Source organism: Stenotrophomonas sp. pho, from assembly GCF_006228405.1.
GTDB lineage: Bacteria > Pseudomonadota > Gammaproteobacteria > Xanthomonadales > Xanthomonadaceae > Stenotrophomonas > Stenotrophomonas sepilia.
On sequence record NZ_CP029759.1, the window covers coordinates 438,572 to 453,768 of the forward strand.

Annotated in this window: 15 protein-coding genes and 2 pseudogenes; 10 read left to right on the top strand and 7 right to left on the bottom strand. The window is 67.7% G+C overall.

Features of this window, described 5'->3' with window-relative positions; genetic code table 11:
- The first annotated feature begins 81 nt into the window (after nucleotides 1–81).
- Together DL544_RS02010 and DL544_RS21205 are read left to right on the top strand one after the other, a co-directional pair.
- Nucleotides 82–894, top strand: a complete 813-nt coding sequence (locus DL544_RS02010) for an alpha/beta fold hydrolase (RefSeq protein WP_139726657.1) — start codon at nucleotides 82–84, stop codon at nucleotides 892–894.
- 9 nt (nucleotides 895–903) lie between these two features.
- A complete protein-coding gene (locus DL544_RS21205) occupies nucleotides 904–1,077 on the top strand; it encodes a hypothetical protein (protein ID WP_005415066.1) in 174 nt (57 codons plus the stop codon).
- A gap of 110 nt (nucleotides 1,078–1,187) precedes the next feature.
- On the opposite strand, the gene DL544_RS02015 is transcribed toward DL544_RS21205, so the two are convergent.
- The gene (locus tag DL544_RS02015; protein WP_139726658.1) at nucleotides 1,188–1,868 is read right to left on the bottom strand and encodes a hypothetical protein; all 681 of its coding nucleotides are present in this window, start codon (nucleotides 1,866–1,868) and stop codon (nucleotides 1,188–1,190) included.
- A 134-nt stretch (nucleotides 1,869–2,002) separates the two neighbouring features.
- Here DL544_RS02015 and DL544_RS02020 point away from each other — a divergent pair, with 134 nt between their 5' ends.
- From DL544_RS02020 to DL544_RS02025, 3 genes are all read left to right on the top strand, one after another.
- Nucleotides 2,003–2,539, top strand: coding sequence for a hypothetical protein (locus tag DL544_RS02020; RefSeq protein ID WP_479692430.1), 537 nt, complete (start codon nucleotides 2,003–2,005; stop codon nucleotides 2,537–2,539).
- Nucleotides 2,500–2,661: a hypothetical protein gene (locus DL544_RS22300; RefSeq protein ID WP_479692431.1), complete on the top strand. Its 162-nt coding sequence runs from the start codon at nucleotides 2,500–2,502 to the stop codon at nucleotides 2,659–2,661. The genes DL544_RS02020 and DL544_RS22300 overlap by 40 nt, the downstream gene beginning before the upstream one ends.
- Before the next feature lie 103 nt (nucleotides 2,662–2,764).
- Complete coding sequence (locus DL544_RS02025) at nucleotides 2,765–3,733, top strand: polysaccharide deacetylase family protein (RefSeq protein WP_139726659.1); 969 nt, start codon at nucleotides 2,765–2,767, stop codon at nucleotides 3,731–3,733.
- Between the two features lie 3 nt (nucleotides 3,734–3,736).
- On the opposite strand, the gene DL544_RS02030 is transcribed toward DL544_RS02025, so the two are convergent.
- On the bottom strand, nucleotides 3,737–4,579 hold the full coding sequence (locus DL544_RS02030; protein ID WP_065197336.1) for a class I SAM-dependent methyltransferase: 843 nt from the start codon (nucleotides 4,577–4,579) through the stop codon (nucleotides 3,737–3,739).
- A gap of 1,060 nt (nucleotides 4,580–5,639) precedes the next feature.
- Entirely contained in the window at nucleotides 5,640–6,059 is a 420-nt protein-coding gene (locus DL544_RS02035) for a hypothetical protein (protein WP_139726660.1), read from the bottom strand.
- A 90-nt stretch (nucleotides 6,060–6,149) separates the two neighbouring features.
- Between DL544_RS02035 and DL544_RS02040 the strand changes: the two genes are divergently transcribed.
- Nucleotides 6,150–6,434 carry a hypothetical protein gene (locus DL544_RS02040; RefSeq protein WP_005415073.1) on the top strand — a complete coding sequence of 95 codons (285 nt, stop codon included), beginning with the start codon at nucleotides 6,150–6,152 and terminating at the stop codon, nucleotides 6,432–6,434.
- Between the two features lie 87 nt (nucleotides 6,435–6,521).
- Here the strand turns inward: DL544_RS02040 and dmeF are convergent, their stop codons facing one another.
- Entirely contained in the window at nucleotides 6,522–7,487 is a 966-nt protein-coding gene (dmeF, locus tag DL544_RS02045) for a CDF family Co(II)/Ni(II) efflux transporter DmeF (protein WP_069139864.1), read from the bottom strand.
- Between the two features lie 50 nt (nucleotides 7,488–7,537).
- Here dmeF and DL544_RS02050 point away from each other — a divergent pair, with 50 nt between their 5' ends.
- Nucleotides 7,538–7,822: a metal-sensing transcriptional repressor gene (locus DL544_RS02050; RefSeq protein WP_049417302.1), complete on the top strand. Its 285-nt coding sequence runs from the start codon at nucleotides 7,538–7,540 to the stop codon at nucleotides 7,820–7,822.
- Between the two features lie 77 nt (nucleotides 7,823–7,899).
- Here the strand turns inward: DL544_RS02050 and DL544_RS02055 are convergent, their stop codons facing one another.
- Nucleotides 7,900–8,271, bottom strand: coding sequence for a MerC domain-containing protein (locus tag DL544_RS02055; protein ID WP_014645760.1), 372 nt, complete (start codon nucleotides 8,269–8,271; stop codon nucleotides 7,900–7,902).
- A gap of 69 nt (nucleotides 8,272–8,340) precedes the next feature.
- On the opposite strand from DL544_RS02055, the gene DL544_RS02060 reads away from it, so the two are divergent.
- Nucleotides 8,341–9,666: a GTP-binding protein gene (locus DL544_RS02060; RefSeq protein WP_065197339.1), complete on the top strand. Its 1,326-nt coding sequence runs from the start codon at nucleotides 8,341–8,343 to the stop codon at nucleotides 9,664–9,666.
- Between the two features lie 186 nt (nucleotides 9,667–9,852).
- Here DL544_RS02060 and DL544_RS02065 read toward each other — a convergent pair.
- Both DL544_RS02065 and DL544_RS02070 read right to left on the bottom strand, forming a co-directional pair.
- Nucleotides 9,853–11,459, bottom strand: a pseudogene (locus tag DL544_RS02065) (ATP-binding cassette domain-containing protein).
- Nucleotides 11,460–11,684: 225 nt separating this feature from the next.
- A pseudogene (locus tag DL544_RS02070) lies at nucleotides 11,685–12,583 on the bottom strand (LysR family transcriptional regulator).
- Nucleotides 12,584–12,810: 227 nt separating this feature from the next.
- Between DL544_RS02070 and DL544_RS02075 the strand changes: the two are divergent.
- On the top strand, nucleotides 12,811–13,989 hold the full coding sequence (locus DL544_RS02075; protein ID WP_139726661.1) for a serine hydrolase domain-containing protein: 1,179 nt from the start codon (nucleotides 12,811–12,813) through the stop codon (nucleotides 13,987–13,989).
- Nucleotides 13,986–15,170 carry an MFS transporter gene (locus DL544_RS02080; protein ID WP_139726662.1) on the top strand — a complete coding sequence of 395 codons (1,185 nt, stop codon included), beginning with the start codon at nucleotides 13,986–13,988 and terminating at the stop codon, nucleotides 15,168–15,170. The genes DL544_RS02075 and DL544_RS02080 overlap by 4 nt, the downstream gene beginning before the upstream one ends.
- Nucleotides 15,171–15,197 lie beyond the last annotated feature (27 nt).

Sequence of the window (15,197 nt, forward strand, 5' to 3'; positions counted from 1 at the left end):
TCATGAGCGGCCGGGATTCCCTCACAGCCGCCACAGGTGACGGCCACTAGCCTGCACTCCTTCCCTTCCACAGGAGCGCCCATGCCTGCTTCCCGCATCCGCCTGCACGTTGAAGACACGGGTGGCGATGGCCGCCCGGTCATCCTGATCCACGGCTGGCCGCTGTCCGCCGATGCCTGGAAGACGCAGGTGGCGATCCTGCGCGACGCCCAGTATCGGGTGATCAGCTACGACCGGCGTGGTTTTGGCCGCTCTGACAAGCCGGCCGAAGGTTATGACTACGACACGCTGGCGGCGGACCTGGCGGGGCTGATCGAGGAGCATGACCTGCGCGATGTCACCCTGGTCGGTTTCTCTATGGGCGGTGGCGAGGTGGCGCGCTACGTGGCCAACCACGGTCAGGATCGCCTGCACAGTGTGGTGTTCGCTGCGGCGGTGCCGCCGTTCCTGCTGCGCAGTGACGACAACCCGGAGGGGCCGCTGACCCAGGACAAGGCCGATGAAATGCGCAGCGGATTGGAGAAGGACCGCGAGGCGTTCTTCGACGGCTTCACCCGCGACTTCTTCAGCGCCAATGGCCAGTTGATGGTGACCGAAGAGACGCGCCAGGCGGCGATCGCGCTGTGCCATCAATCCGACCAGGCGGCGGCGCTGGGCTGCATGAAGGCGTTTGCTACGACCGATTTCCGGGATGACCTGAAGAAGATCTCGGTGCCGACGCTGGTCCTGCACGGTGACAGCGATGCCATCGTGCCGTTCGAGGGCTCTGGGCAGCGTACCCACAAGGCCATCAAGGGCAGCGAAGTGGTGATCCTGGAAGGCGCGCCACATGGCTGCAACACCAGCCACGCCGACCGCTTCAATCTGGCCCTGCTGAACTTCCTGAAGCGCTAAGCTGCGGCCATGCGCCAGACCAGAACACCCCCGTGGAAGAAGCCCAACCCCAAGGGCCAGACGTCGCAACCGCTGTCGGATGCGCAGAAGGCCGCGGCGCGGCAGCGGGCGGAGGAGAACGGGCGGCGCTATCCGAACCTGGTGGACAACATGTGGGCGGCGAAGCTGCCGCGTGGGTCGTGATTCAAAGGCTGGGTGCGGGCCTGGTGGAGAGCCGAGCCGATGCTCGGCTGGCGCGCGCAGCGCGTGCCGTTCGGGGAAGGGGCAAAGGGCAGCCGAGCATGGTCTCGGCGCTAGGGGCCGGGCAGTGGCCGCCAGCCCGACTCCCGCCATGGCGCTACGTCGCGCCTCTGCACGTTGATCGCCTCGACCGGCAATCCTGCCTGTCGCGCCAGTTCGGCACGCAGTACTTCGCTGTCCACCGGCAGTGCGATGGCCACCTGCAGCTGGTCGCCCTGCTGACGGACCTGCGTGGGCACCACCGCATGGGCTTCATGCTCGCCGCCGGTGCGAGCAATCGGATAGCGCATCGCCACGGGCCTTCCCAGGTGTGCCAGTACGGGGCGCCATGCCTGCAGCACGACAGGCTGTGCTGCTGCGGGAACCCGCACCTCGATGATGGTTCCCGGGTAGCCAATGACATTGCCCACCATCACCTGGAAGCGCGCACCATCGGGGATGGCGACCACAGTGGCGGCCAGCACGCCTATCGACAGGACAGCTGCGGCGAGGCGCCATCTGCGCGGCGCGGCGGCGGCGCGGGTCGCCGTGCGCAGCCCCGGCTTGCGCCGCAGCTTGCGCGCGTAGATGCGCCGATCCTTCCTGCGCGGGCTGCTGCTGTGCGCCGGCAGGTTCAACGGGACGCGTGGCAGCCGGGCGACGCGCGCGTCGATCAGGCGCGCGAGCAGGTACCACGCGAGCACGAATGCCAGCAGGGGCAGCAGCGTTCGTACGATCAGGTACAGCATCACCATCGGGAATACCAAGGAAAATTCGCATTCAAACAACCGTGCCATCGTAACGGCGCTGCGTGGTGTGTGTCGCATCCGCCAGCCGACACGTGCGAACTGCTTGGTTAGGATGGCTCTTTGCTGTCATGGATGAACCGATGAGCGCTGCCACCTCCCGAATCCGCCGCATCTGTGGGCAGGGGCCGATCCTGCTGATGCTGCAGCTGGTCGCGTTGCTGTCCGTTGCACTGGCTTCCGGGTTCTTCCATTGCCGCGTCGACCTGCTGCTGGAGCCGATCACCGCGGCGTGCGGTGGCCCGGATGAGCAGGCGCGGTTGCAGATGGCCGAACAGGTGATGGCGCGCGCCGGTGCATTGGACGACTGGCAGCCATTGAGCTGGATTCCATTGGCGGGCATCGTGCTGGCGCTGCTGGGTGCGATGGCGGTGTGCGCGAGCCGCGCGCTGTGGCTGCGCGATGGGCTGCGCACGGCGAACGTGGCGCTGCTGCTGCTGCATGGCGGGGCACTGTGCTTGGCCGGGTGGACGCTGCACCTGTACGAGAACGCATGGAACAGCGTGGCGCGCTTGTCACCCACGGCATGCCTGATGGACCTGGTGGCGGAGGGCGATACCCGCTGGTGCAGGCGCAGTCCGTGGTGTTCCACATCCTGGCGCGCGAGAACGCAACGCTGATGCGCAATCCGGACGACCTGGCGCTGGTGCTGGTGGCGTTGCTGATGGCGACGATGGTGGGCGGCATCTCCCTGTGGCGGGCGATCGTGCGGGCCCGGGTGGCACGATCGGCAGTGGCCTGACGGGCCTCCGCGGCTGACCGGATCCGAGACATGCAGAGCGCACGCTCGGCGGCGCGCGGCAATCGCGCTACAGTCGACGCCTCGCCACTCCAGGGAAGACCCGATGCGCTTGTTGCTGCGTGCGTTGCCGTTGTTGCTGTGTTCGCTGGCGGTACACGCCGCCGAGGTGGACCGTCGTATCGCGGTGACCATCGATGATCTGCCATGGGCACGGCTGGACCAGATCGTGCCGCCGGATCTGCAGGCGCGGCACGAAGCGTTGATGGCCCAGCTGCGCGAGGCCGGCGTGCCGGTGGTGGGCTTCGTCAATGAGAACAAGCTTGAGGTGAATGGACAGGTGCAGCTGGCGCGGGTGCAGATGCTGCGCGACTGGCGCGATGCGGGCTATGTGCTGGGCAACCACACGTACTCGCACATGGATCTGAATGCGAAGGGCGTGGCGGCGTTCCAGCAGGATTTCCTGCGCGGCGAAACGGTGCTGCGGCCGCTGCTGGCCGAGAAGGGGCAGGCGCCACAGTGGATGCGCCACCCCTACCTGCGCGCCGGGCGCACCGCGGATGAGCGCGTGCAGATGGAGGCGTTCTTCAAGCAGCATGGCTATCGCGTGGCACCGGTGACGGTGGACAACGGGGAATGGGTGTGGGCGTTCGCCTATGCCAACGTGATGAACGAGCAGGCGGATTCGCCGGCGCGCGACGCGACGCTGGCGCAGCTGCGCAAGGGCTACGTGCCGTACATGCTGAACAAGCTGGATTACTACGACAAGCAGTCGCAGGCGCTGCTGGGGTACGCGCTGCCGCAGGTGTGGCTGATGCACGCCAACGAGCTCAATGCGGCCACCCTTGCCGAACTGGTGGCGGCCACGAAGCGCCGCGGCTATCGCTTCATTTCACTGGACGAAGCGATGCGTGACCCGGCGTATGCGCGGGGTGCGGAAGGCTACAACGGCCGCTATGGCCCGAGCTGGCTGCATCGCTGGGCGATGGCGGAGAACAAGCCGAAGGACTTCTACGCCGGCGAACCGCAGGTGCCGGCGTGGGTGATGAAGCTGGCCAAGGTTGATTCGGAGTGAGGCTCAGCGCTTGACGGCCAGCACGCCGTCGAGCGCCAGTTCGGCCTTGAAACCAGCCTTTTCCAGGCGCTTGGCCACTTCGCGCGGGACGTCGCGGCCGCTGGTCAGTTTGTTCGGCGCGCCGGTGTAATGGAACAGGCGACCGCCCTTGCGGATGACGCGGGCGAGGTGGTCGTAGAACACCTGCGAGTAAAGCTCGCCGGCGATGCCGAAGCGCGGTGGGTCGTGCAGGATTGCGTCGACACTGTTGCTGGCCACCCGTTCGATCTGCTGCGAGACGTCACCGTGGCTGAACTGCAGGCGACCACCGGCGGCAGCCGAGTCTGGATCCGGCGACCACGGGTTGAGCGTGCGCAGCCACATCACATCGGCGTTCTTCTCGAACGAGCGGATCTGGCCGACACCGGCTTCCAGCGCACAGGCAGCGAAGTAGCCGAGGCCACCGCAGGTATCGAGGATGACCTTGCCGGCCGGGGCGACCAGCTCCACCTTACGGCGTGCATCCTCGAACGGCGACAGCTTCGAGGTCGGCAGCATCTTGATGCCGTCGATCTCGAAGGTCGGTGCGCCCCATTCGGTCGGCACCAGCTTGATCAGAGAGCCGCTGTAGCGCGAGATCGGCGCGAATTCCTCGCCATCCCAGTAGTACAGCGTGCGGTCCTTCAGCTTGCCCGGCCACGGGTAGGGCTGGCCCCGGAAGTGGAAGCCGTCCGCATCGAGCGCCACGCTGTCCTGGCTGCGGCCGAGGTCGAGCGAGCCCTGCCAGTCGGCGGCGCCCTTGTCACGGGCACGGCGCAGGGTGTCGGCGCTGTCGCGGGTCAGCAGGGGGCCGGTGTAATGGGGCACGGCGGGTACCGGGGCGGTTCGGGGGGGAGGGCATGGTACCGCAGCTGTTGTAGAGCCGAGTCGTCCCATGGCTCCACCATGCCTGCATCCACGCATGGCGTGGATCTACCGCAAAAGTAGCCGAGCGCGGGCTCGGCTCTACAGTTCAATTGCACTTCACCGCATACACCGGCTCGGCCCCGATCAGTATCAGCGACATGTAGTCGCTGTCGCTGGCCTTGTGCAGGGCTCTCGGGCCGCGCTGTCACTTGCCTTGGCGCCCTTTCCTCCGTGGCAGGAGCCTGGTATCAGTCGGCCCTGATGGAACCGCGATCGCTTGCGCAGGCGCGCGGTACGCACCCTTCCATCAACGTATTCATGGTCTGCGGAGTATGAGCGAAGCAGAGTACTCTTGCGGTGTGGTTTCCCACGGTATTCGGTGGGTAGTACTCGCTATAGAAGGTCCGGCACCTTCCGTTGTCGATTTGCGCGCTACCCTGGATGTTCCCACTGACTGGGCTGTTGAATCTTACGGTTCCGTAGGAAACGAAGTTCTGGCCAGCTGATACCTGTCCATTTGGTGCATAGGCGATTACATAGTCAGTACTTCTTGCGTCGCTAGCACTGTTCGAATCGATGCTTGAGCAATGCCATGCAGCGCTTCCTGGCCCCACTGTGATGGACTCGCCCTTGGCAGGGTTCATTCCAAGATCTGCGCAGGAAGCCTCGTGATACTGCTTCGTCGCTTCCGTTTGATCGTCGTAGCGATATACATATTGTCCCTTCGCGTTGCGGGTGAGGGACTGCTCCACACTGATCGTCCCCCAATGAAGTCGGGCCATTCTGCGCTGCGAACGATTCTTTCCGGGATCTTTGCTTCGTCTGCGGTTTGTCCGACAGCTGGACTCCTGTCTCCTGCCTGCACGGACGCAGAGGCGATGAACATGATGATGGCTAGCTGCAATTTCACTTGGGCCTCTCAATTCTGGGTGAGGCTCCATCTTCGCTACTTGCCCAATGGTGCTTTTGGTTGCATTACGCAGTTCTTTGGATTTCAAACATTTCTCAAAAGTCTGTGTCGCTAATCGCACTTCACCGCATACACCGGCCCAGCACCGATCAGCATCAACGCCATGTAGTCACTATCGCTGGCCTTGCCCTTCAACGTCGCGTCCTTGTTGAAGTGGAAGATGCCGAAGCCGCCGGACATGCGGATCAGGGCACTGTCGATCTGCTCGGCGTCATCGCGGAAGTAGCGGCTGATCTCGCTGCGGGTGGCCTTGTGCAGCGCATTGGGCTCGCGCTGCCACTGGTCGCCGCGGCTGAAGGAGACGAAGTACTGGCCGCCTTCCTTGTCGATGCGGAAGTCGGCCGGCTTGCGCGCGCCGGTGGCGAAGCAGCCCTGCAGCGGGTCGGTGGAAAACGGAAGCCCGGCGTCACCGCTGCAGGCGGCGGTCAGCAGCAGGAGGGCACCGGGCAGCAGCAGGCGGAGCGTGCGCATGGGATGTCCCTACAGGGCAGGTGCGGCTAGTGTAGGCGGCATGCGGGCGTGGCCCGTACAGAAATTCGGCAAGGACACAGGGGTTTTCGGATGGCGCAGGGCAAGGCACCGTGGTGCGGCGTGGCCAGTTGGCTGGGTATTGCAGTGGGGTGGGGGGCAGGCACCGTGGCGGCACAGGCAGCGGTCGCTGCGGGTGGCAATGGCATGGCCGCAGGGCTGGGCGTGGGCGTGCTGGGTGCGGCGCTGGTGGGCGGCGGCCTGGCCGTAGCCTCGCGCGTGCGCGGTGAGCGCTGGCCGTGGATCGGCATCGGCGGTGCAGTGCTGAGTGCGCTGCCGCTGCTGATGTACCTGCTGCGGATGATGCTGAAGCTGTAGCGGTAGTGCCGGCCGCTGGCCGGCACCTGCAGGTTGCGTGCGGTGCTCATGGGGTGCCGGCCAGCGGCCGGCACTACCGGACGCGGGTCATGCGCTGCGATGGATCTCCACCGTCACGTGCACCAGCTCTTCATGGATCGCCAGCGCGTTGCGCACGGTATCGGCATCCAGCGTGGCGTCACTGGTGACCACGCTGGCGCTGACCGCGTACTTGCCGCGACCCACCTGCCAGACGTGCAGGTCGGCCAGGCGCGCCGGCCACGGGCCCTGTTCGATCACCTCGCGTACTTCGGCCACCACCGGCGCGTCCATCTGCGCGTCGAGCAGGATGCGGCCGCTGTCGCGCAGCAGGCCGATCGCCCACACCGTGACCAGCACGGCGCCGACCAGGCCCATCACCGGGTCCAGCCAGGTCAGGCCCAGCAGCTTGCCGCCGAGCAGGGCGATGATGGCCAGCACCGAGGTGGCGGCGTCGGCCAGCACGTGCACATAGGCCGAGCGCAGGTTGAGGTCGTGACCGTGCGCATGGGTGTGATCGTGGTTGTGGCCGTGGTGATGGCCATGGTCATGCCCGTGGTGGTGATGCACGTGGCCCGGGCTGTCGTGCAGCCACCAGGCGCACAGCAGGTTGACGCCCAGCCCGACCGCAGCAATGGCGATGGCTTCGTTGTAGTGGATCGTTGCCGGTACCCACAGCCGCTCCAGTGATTGCACCGCCATCAGCGCGGCGACGCCAAGCAGGGCGATGGCGCTGGTATAGCCGGCCAGGATCTCGATCTTCCAGGTACCGAAGGCGAAGCGCGGGTCGTGCGCGTAGCGGCGCGCGCAGCGGTAGGCGAACACTGCCAGGCCCAGCGCGAGTGCGTGCGAACTCATGTGCCAGCCGTCGGCGAGCACGGCCATGGAGTTGAACCACCAGCCGCCGACAATTTCCACCAGCATCATGCTGACGGTGAGCCACAGAGCGCGGCGGGTATTGCGTTCGGCCAGCGGGTTGCCGTCGTCGAAGCGGTGTTCGTGGCGACGGGCGGCGGCGAGGGCATCCAGGTGCATGGAAAGACCAGAGGGTGGAAGGATACCCCCATAGGGTATACGATGCGCCCATGGCCCATGTACACAGGAATCGAAAGCAGCTGCTGACCCGGGTACGCCGCATCGGCGGCCAGGTGGCGGCGTTGGAGCAGGCGCTGGACAGGCCGGAGGGTGAGGCCGGCGACTGTGCGGACGTGCTGGTGCAGGTTGCCGCCGTGCGCGGTGCCGCCCACAGCCTGCTGATGGAGCTGCTGCACGAGCATCTGCAGGAACATGTGGTCGGCGCCGAAGACCCGCAGCAGCGGGCGGCCGAGGCCGAGGTGCTGGTCGAACTGCTGCGCCGCTACGGCAAATAGCAAGGGTAGTGCCGGCCGCTGGCCGGCACCTGCGGGCTGCGCGCGGTGTTCTTGGGGATGCCGGCCAGCGGCCGGCACTACCCGTGCCGGTGCCGCGCGTTCCAGATGTGCGTGGCAGCCAGCAGCAGGCTGCCGGTGACGGTCATCGGTGTTTCCCAGTCGTGCGAGGGCAACGCCAGCGCGCCGGCCAGCAGCAGGCCGAGCCCGGCGCCGGCGGTGGCCCAGGCCAGCACCGGCAACGGATGGCGGCGCTCGGCCCGCCACAGCGCGTAGCCGGTCAGCGGCAGGGCGATGGCCACGAACAGCAGGTGGACCCATTCCGCTTCGGCCCACGTGCCGAATAGCGGCAGCGCGGCGGCAAGCAGCGGCAGTGCCAGGCAGTGCAGCAGGCACAGGCTGGACAGGGCGACCGCGCCGGCATCGAGCAGGGCGGCAGACGGTGATTTCATCGGGGGAGGTTCCTTGCGCTGCAATTGTTATACAGTAACATTTCCGTTCCGCAGCCAACCTGCTCCGACATGAACACTGTTTCCCGCGCCGACCGTCGCCTTCCGGTCACCGTGCTGTCCGGCTTCCTCGGGGCCGGCAAGACCACCCTGCTCAACCAGATCCTGCGCAACCGCGCCGGCCTGCGTGTGGCGGTCATCGTCAACGACATGAGTGAGGTCAACATCGACGCGCAACTGGTGCGCGACGGCGGCGCCGAGCTGCGCCGCACCGAAGAGACGCTGGTGGAATTCAGCAATGGCTGCATCTGCTGCACGCTACGCGATGACCTGCTGCAGGAAGTGCGGCGCCTGGCCGACGCCGGTCGCTATGACTACCTGTTGATCGAGTCGACCGGCATCGGTGAGCCGATGCCGGTGGCGGCCACGTTCGCGGTGCGCGACGAGCAGGGCTTCAGCCTGAGTGACATCGCGCGTCTGGACACGATGGTGACGGTGGTGGATGGCAGCGCGTTTCTCGCCGACTTCGGCTCGACGCTGCGCCTGGCCGAGCGCGGCCAGCAGGCTGGGCCGGATGATGATCGCGGCGTGGTCGACCTGCTGTGCGAGCAGGTCGAGTTCGCCGACGTGATCGTGGTCAGCAAGGTCGACCAGGTGGATGACGAAGTGCTGCAGGACACGCTGGCCGTGCTGCGCGGCCTGAACCGCGACGCGAAGCTGCTGCTGTCCCGCTTCGGTGACGTGCCACTGGCCGAGCTGCTGGACACCGGCCGCTTCGACTACGAGCGTGCGCAACGTGCGCCGGGTTGGGTAAAGGAACTGCGTGGCGAGCACACGCCCGAAACCGAGGAGTACGGCATCGCCAGCTTCGTCTATCGCTCGCGGCGACCGTTCCATCCCGCGCGTTTCGCCCGCGCGCTGCAGTCGGGGATGCCCGGTGTGATCCGCAGCAAGGGCTGGTTCTGGCTGGCCAACCGGATGGACTGGGTGGGCGAGCTGAACACCGTGGGCGCCGCGACGCGGACGCAGGCGGCGGGGTTCTGGTACGCCGCGCGTGATCGCGTGCGGGCTGGGCTGGAGGACACCGCGCCATTGCTGCCGCCCACGCCACTGCCGTACAGCGACCTGGGCTGGGCGCGACAGCAGGCCGACTGCTGGAGCGCACCGTTGCCGGGTCTGGAAGACTTCCCGGATGCGGCCGCGCATTCGGCGATGCAGCGGCTGTGGCACCCGCTGTGGGGCGACCGCCGCCAGGAGCTGGTGGTGATTGGCGTGCACATGGATGAGCGCGCGGTGCGTGCGGAGCTGGACGCGTGCCTGCTCAACGATCAGGAACTGCGTGCGGGGCCGCTGCTGTGGCAACAGCTGCCGCAGGCATTCCCGGTGTGGAAGCGGTGACGGTGCACTGAGGATCCATGGGTTGCCGGCCAGCGGCCGGCACTACCCCTGGTCGATAGGCCACGCGTGGATGGATGCATGGCGGAGTCGAGCATGGCTCGACTCTACAGTGCGATCCGTTGCGGACAATCCTGTAGAGCCGAGCCGACGCTCGGCTGCTGCAGCAGGTCCACGCATGGCGTGGATCTACAAGGCGTCACGCCACTGCCACCCCCCGGTGCCCACCTGCAGCACGTGGGTCGGCCGCAACGCCTGCAGCAGGTGCCGGTCGTGGCTGACCATCAGCAGCGCGCCCGGCCACGCCGCCAGCAGTTCTTCCAGTGCCTGCAACGCGCTCAGATCCAGCGCGTTGCCCGGCTCGTCCAGCAGCAACAGCTGCGGTGCGGGATCTGCATACAGCACGCTGGCCAGCGCGCCTTTCACCCGTTCACCATCACTGAGGCTGTGGGCTGCACGCTGGATGCGCTGTGCGTCCAGCCCGAGCAGGGCCAGCCGTGTGCGAAGCTCACCCGCATCCGCCACCGGGTTGGCGGCCTGCACGGTGTCGAGAATGCTGCGTTCGCCGGACAGTCCCAGCAGCTGCTGGTCGAGCAGCGCCAGTGGTGCATGGCGCTGCACGATGCCGCTGCGTGCAGGCAGCTGGCCGGCCAGCACGCGCAGGAGCGTGGACTTGCCACTGCCATTGTCACCGACCACGGCGATGCGCTGGCCGCGGCGGATCTCCAATTGCAACGGTGCACTGCAACCCTGCGGCAGCACCAGCGACTCCGCCTGCAGCAGACGTGCGTTGCCGCGTTCACCGTCACCGGCGAACAGCGCCAGCTCCGGCGCGGCGTGAACTGCCGAAGCCGCTGCGCGCAGCTGGTCGGCGCTGGCCTGAAGACGATCGGCCTGTACCTGTTGCGCGCGCCCGTGGCTGGCCTCTGCACGCTGTTTCTGCCGGCCAAGCAGGATCGGTGCCTGGTTGGCCTGCTTCGCATCGCGATTGCCACGTGCCTGGCGCTGCTGCTGGCGTTCGTGCTGCTCGCGCGCGCTGCGCTGTTGCTGCCGGTGCTGGGCGCGGGCGTGGTCGAGCTGTGCGGCGGCCGCTTCGCGTTCGGCGGCCCGCGCGTCGGCGTAGTGCTGCCACGGGCCGCCATAGCGATGCAGCCCGCGCGCGTCGAGCTCGACGATCTGCTGCATCTGCGCCAGCAGCTCGCGATCATGGCTGATCACCAGCAGGCCGCCGCGCCACTGCTGCAACCGTTCGTACAACTGTTGGCGATGGCGGCCATCGAGGTGGTTGCTGGTTCGTCCAGGATCAGCCAATCGGCGCCGCTGGCCCAGGCGCCGGACAGCGCCACCTGCATGGCCTGGCCGCCACTGAGACGCGCGGCGGGTTGGGCGGGATCGAGATCGTCGGGCAGGCGGAGCGCCTGCCATTGCTGCTGCAGGCGCTCGCGCAGATCCCAATGGTCGCCGACGCAGGCGAAGTCGGCATCATCCACGCTGCCGGCTTCGATGCGTTGCAGCGCGGCCAGTTCCGCGCCGACGCCGGCCAGTTCACCGACCGTGCCGGCGGGGGGATAGCCGGGCGTCGGCAACAGGAACACGCGGCCGCTGCTGCGCACCTGCCCGTTCTCTGGCCGCACCCGACCGGCCAGCAGGCGTGCGAGCACGCTCTTGCCGGTGCCATTGGCACCGACCAGACCGGTGGCGACCGGATCGAAGGAAAACGACAGATCGGAAAACAGCGGGCGGCCGTCGGCCAGCCGATACGACACGCGATCGAGCGTGAGGGAATGTGTGGTCATGCGACCTCCATGGATGCCGGTTCTCCCCTGCGCGCAGGGGCGGGAAGAGTCAGGCCGTCTGTTGGGAAGACGGCGGCATCAATGGCGCATTGGTCGCGAGCCTCTGGGAGGAATGAGCGGCCAGTATAGCGGGGTTGGCTGAATGGTTTGATGGCTCTGCACTACAAGAGCATCCACGCATGGCGTGGATCTACTGTGGGCCGGGCATGGGTGGATTTCTCGCGGCTACGGCACGGTGTCCAGGCGGGCGCCGACGAAGTCGATGAACACCCGCAGCTTCGGCAATACGTGTCGGCCCGACGGCCACAGCAGGTGGAAGGTGCCGCAGGAGTGCACATGATCCTCCAGCACGGTGACCAGGCGGCCGTCGGCCAGCGCATCGCGTACCGAGTGCACCGGCACGAAGGCCAGGCCGGTATCGCGCAGCGCCAGCGCCACCCGCGCCTCGATGGTGTTGGCCACCATGTGCACCGGCAGCTCCTGCGGTGTTTCGTGGTCGGGCCAGTGGATCGGCCACGGCTCCAGCTTGCCGGTGCTGGGGAAGCGGTAGTGCAGCAACGTGTGCTGCAGCAGGTCGGCCGGCGTGCGTGGAAAGCCGCGACGCTGCAGGTAGCCCGGCGAGGCGACGACACGCCGCGGGAATACCCCAGCCGGCGTGCGTTCATCCGCGAGTCGCTGGGTTCGCCAACGCGCAGCACCGCATCGAAACCTTCCTCGATGACATCGACCAGCCGGTCGCTGAAATCCAGGTCGAGGCGGATGTCCGGATACGCGGCCATGAATTCGGCCATCAACGGCAGGGTAAGGTCGCCTACCAATGGCAGGCTGATCCGCAGCGTGCCGCTCGGTGCAGCGTGCGGTTGCGCCAGTTCGGTGCGCGCGGCATCGCGTTCGTCGAGGATGCGCCGGCAGCGCGCCAGGAACAGCTGGCCCTCGGCGGTGAGGGTGATGCTGCGCGTGCTGCGGTGGAACAGGCGCACGCCCAGTGCGTGTTCCAGCCGCGCAACGCACTTGCCGGCGGCCGATGCGGAGATGCCCTGCAGGCGCCCGGTCTCGACGAAGCTGCGGGTGTCGGCGGCGTGGACGAAGGTCTGCAGGTTGGCGAGGTTGTCCAGGACTGACATGGGCGTACCGGCAATGAAAACGGCAGGGTAGGGGCGGGTGATCGCGGCACGCGGCGCGGCCATCGCAACACTGTGGTGCGGGGCCTCGGGCAGCCCTTGCGGCGTTGCAGTTCCGGGCATGATGCCGATTGCGGACTGCATGGTCCATGATGCCCGGAGCGGCAACCGGCTTTTTGCAGCGCCGCGCGCTGCCTAACGTGGCGGGCCTCTCCCCACGGATCACCATGATGAATGCCGCTCTTTCCCTTGAACCTGCACCGACGCTGCCTTCGGTGCAGCGGCTGCTGCAGCAGGTCCATCCGTTGCGCCTGGTTGGTGCGGTGGTGCTGGTGCGCGAGCACGGCGTGCTGCGCCATGCCAGCGCGAGCGGGCTGGCCGACCGCGAGTCGGCCAGGCCGATGCTGCGCGATCAGCTGTTCCGGCTGGCATCGGTCAGCAAGCCGTTGCTGGCCACGGTGATCCTGCGCCTGGTGGCTGAAGGCGTGCTCGACCTCGACGCGCCGGTGCAGCGCTGGCTGCCGGACTTCCGCCCGGCGCTGGCCGATGGCAGCACGCCGCCGATCAGCCTGCGCCAGCTACTCAGCCACAGCAGCGGACTGGGCTATCGCTTCCTGGAGGCGGATGCGGAGGGACCCTACGCGCGCGCTGGCGTCAGCGATGGCATGGATGCCAACCCGGTGTCCCTGGCCGAGAACGTGCGCCGCATCGCGCAGGTGCCACTGCTGTTCGCACCGGGCAGCCAGTGGCTTTACTCGTTGGGCGTGGACGTGGCCGGTGCGGTGGCCGAAGCCGCGACCGGTGAAACGCTGCAGGCGCTGTTCCAGCGTCTGCTGGCTGCCCCGTTGGGCCTGCGCGATACCGCGTTCGTTACGCGCGATGCAGAGCGGCTGGCCACGCCGTATGTGAGCGACAGGCCGCAACCGCATCGCCTGCAGGAAGGCGAGGTGGTCGCACCTTTCGAGGGAACGCTGGGCATCGAGTTCAGTCCCGCACGTGCCACCGACGCCAGTCGGTTCGCTTCGGCCGGCGCCGGCCTGGTCGGTACCGCCGATGAGGTGATGGCGGTGCTGGAGGCTTTGCGCGACGTGCAACGCTCCGGCCTGCTGCCGCCCGCGCTGGCGGCGCAGATGGCCAGCCCGCAGGTGGGCGAGCAGGGGCCCCCGGAACCGGCCGGCTGGGGCTTCGGGCTGGGCTTTGCGGTACTGCGCGATGCCGCCGCCAGCGGCACACCACAGCGCGAAGGCAGCTGGCGCTGGGGCGGTGCCTACGGGCACAGCTGGTTCGTCGACCCGTCGCGTGGGCTGAGCGTGGTGGCGCTGACCAACACCCTGTACGAAGGGATGGATGGCGTTTTCGTCGATGACCTGCGCGATGCGATTTATGCCGACCTGGGGGCAACGCGATGAGCGGCCATGCCATCGATGCCGCCAGTCCGGCCGGCGAGGCCACGCGCCTGCCGTGGGCGGGCCTGCTTGCCTTGGCCGGTGGCGGCTTCATCACCCTGTTGACCGAGAACCTGCCGGCGGGTGTGCTGCGGCCGATGGGCGAAAGCCTGGGCGTGAGTGATGCGGCGGTCGGCCAGCTGGTGAGCGTGTATGCGCTGGGTTCGGTGATGGCCGCACTGCCGATGACCGCGCTGACCCAGCGCCTGCCACGGCGTCCGCTGCTGCTGGCGGCCATCGCCGGCTTCGTGGTGGTCAATACGCTGACCGCGTTGAGCAGCAGTTACGCGCTGATCCTGGCTGCGCGCTTCCTGGCCGGTGTGAGCGGTGGATTGCTGTGGTCGCTGGTGGCTGGCTACGCCGCACGCATGGTGGTGCCGTCGCTGCAGGGACGGGCCATCGCAGTGGCGATGGTCGGTTCGCCGCTGGCGCTGTCGTTGGGGGTGCCGGCCGGAACGCTGCTTGGCCAGCAGATCGGCTGGCGCTGGGCGTTCGCGTCGATGAGCGTGCTGGGTCTGCTGCTGCTGGCCTACGCGCGCTGGGCGTTGCCTGCGCTGCCGGCCGCTGGGGCCGGGCAACGCACTTCGCTGGCGACCGTGTGGCGCCTGCCCGGTGTACGCAGTGCGCTGCTGGTGATGGCGCTGTACGTGCTGGCGCACAACGTGCTGTACACCTACATCGAGCCGCTGGCCGTCGACGCGGGTGCCGGTGCGTGGCTGGACCGGCTGCTGCTTGCTTTCGGCATGGCGGCGATTGCTGGCATCGCGATGGCCGGCTGGGGCGTGGATCGCTACCTGCATGCGCTGGTGTGGGCGGCGGTGATCGGTTTCATCGTTCCGGTGCTGGCCCTGCTGGTGTGGCCAGGCGTGGCGAGCGCGCTGCTGCTGGCGACGATCCTGTGGGGCGTGGCGTTCGGCGCCGTGCCGACCCTGTTCCAGACCGCCTTGGCACGGCGCGCCGGGGCCGCTGCGGACCTGGCGCAATCGATGCTGGTGACCGGCTGGAACCTGGCCATTGCGGCCGGCGGCGTGGCAGGCGGGGTGCTGCTGCAGGCCAGCGGCCCACGCCAGCTGGGATGGCTGCCGTTGCTGTTGCTGGCGGTGACCGCCGCGTGGTTGCTGGCACGGCCGAAGGCGTGGGCGTAGCCGCCAATCACGGGTCAGGTGGTGCCG

Bases quoted from the DNA above. Each gene is read 5' to 3' on its own strand.
- DL544_RS02010 (WP_139726657.1), top strand. From the start codon at position 82: ATGCCTGCTTCCCGCATCCGCCTGCACGTTGAAGACACGGGTGGCGAT.
- DL544_RS21205 (WP_005415066.1), top strand. From the start codon at position 904: ATGCGCCAGACCAGAACACCCCCGTGGAAGAAGCCCAACCCCAAGGGC.
- DL544_RS02015 (WP_139726658.1), bottom strand. From the start codon at position 1,868: ATGGTGATGCTGTACCTGATCGTACGAACGCTGCTGCCCCTGCTGGCA.
- DL544_RS02020 (WP_479692430.1), top strand. From the start codon at position 2,003: ATGAGCGCTGCCACCTCCCGAATCCGCCGCATCTGTGGGCAGGGGCCG.
- DL544_RS02025 (WP_139726659.1), top strand. From the start codon at position 2,765: ATGCGCTTGTTGCTGCGTGCGTTGCCGTTGTTGCTGTGTTCGCTGGCG.
- DL544_RS02035 (WP_139726660.1), bottom strand. From the start codon at position 6,059: ATGCGCACGCTCCGCCTGCTGCTGCCCGGTGCCCTCCTGCTGCTGACC.
- DL544_RS02040 (WP_005415073.1), top strand. From the start codon at position 6,150: ATGGCGCAGGGCAAGGCACCGTGGTGCGGCGTGGCCAGTTGGCTGGGT.
- dmeF (WP_069139864.1), bottom strand. From the start codon at position 7,487: ATGCACCTGGATGCCCTCGCCGCCGCCCGTCGCCACGAACACCGCTTC.
- DL544_RS02050 (WP_049417302.1), top strand. From the start codon at position 7,538: ATGGCCCATGTACACAGGAATCGAAAGCAGCTGCTGACCCGGGTACGC.
- DL544_RS02055 (WP_014645760.1), bottom strand. From the start codon at position 8,271: ATGAAATCACCGTCTGCCGCCCTGCTCGATGCCGGCGCGGTCGCCCTG.
- DL544_RS02060 (WP_065197339.1), top strand. From the start codon at position 8,341: ATGAACACTGTTTCCCGCGCCGACCGTCGCCTTCCGGTCACCGTGCTG.
- DL544_RS02075 (WP_139726661.1), top strand. From the start codon at position 12,811: ATGAATGCCGCTCTTTCCCTTGAACCTGCACCGACGCTGCCTTCGGTG.
- DL544_RS02080 (WP_139726662.1), top strand. From the start codon at position 13,986: ATGAGCGGCCATGCCATCGATGCCGCCAGTCCGGCCGGCGAGGCCACG.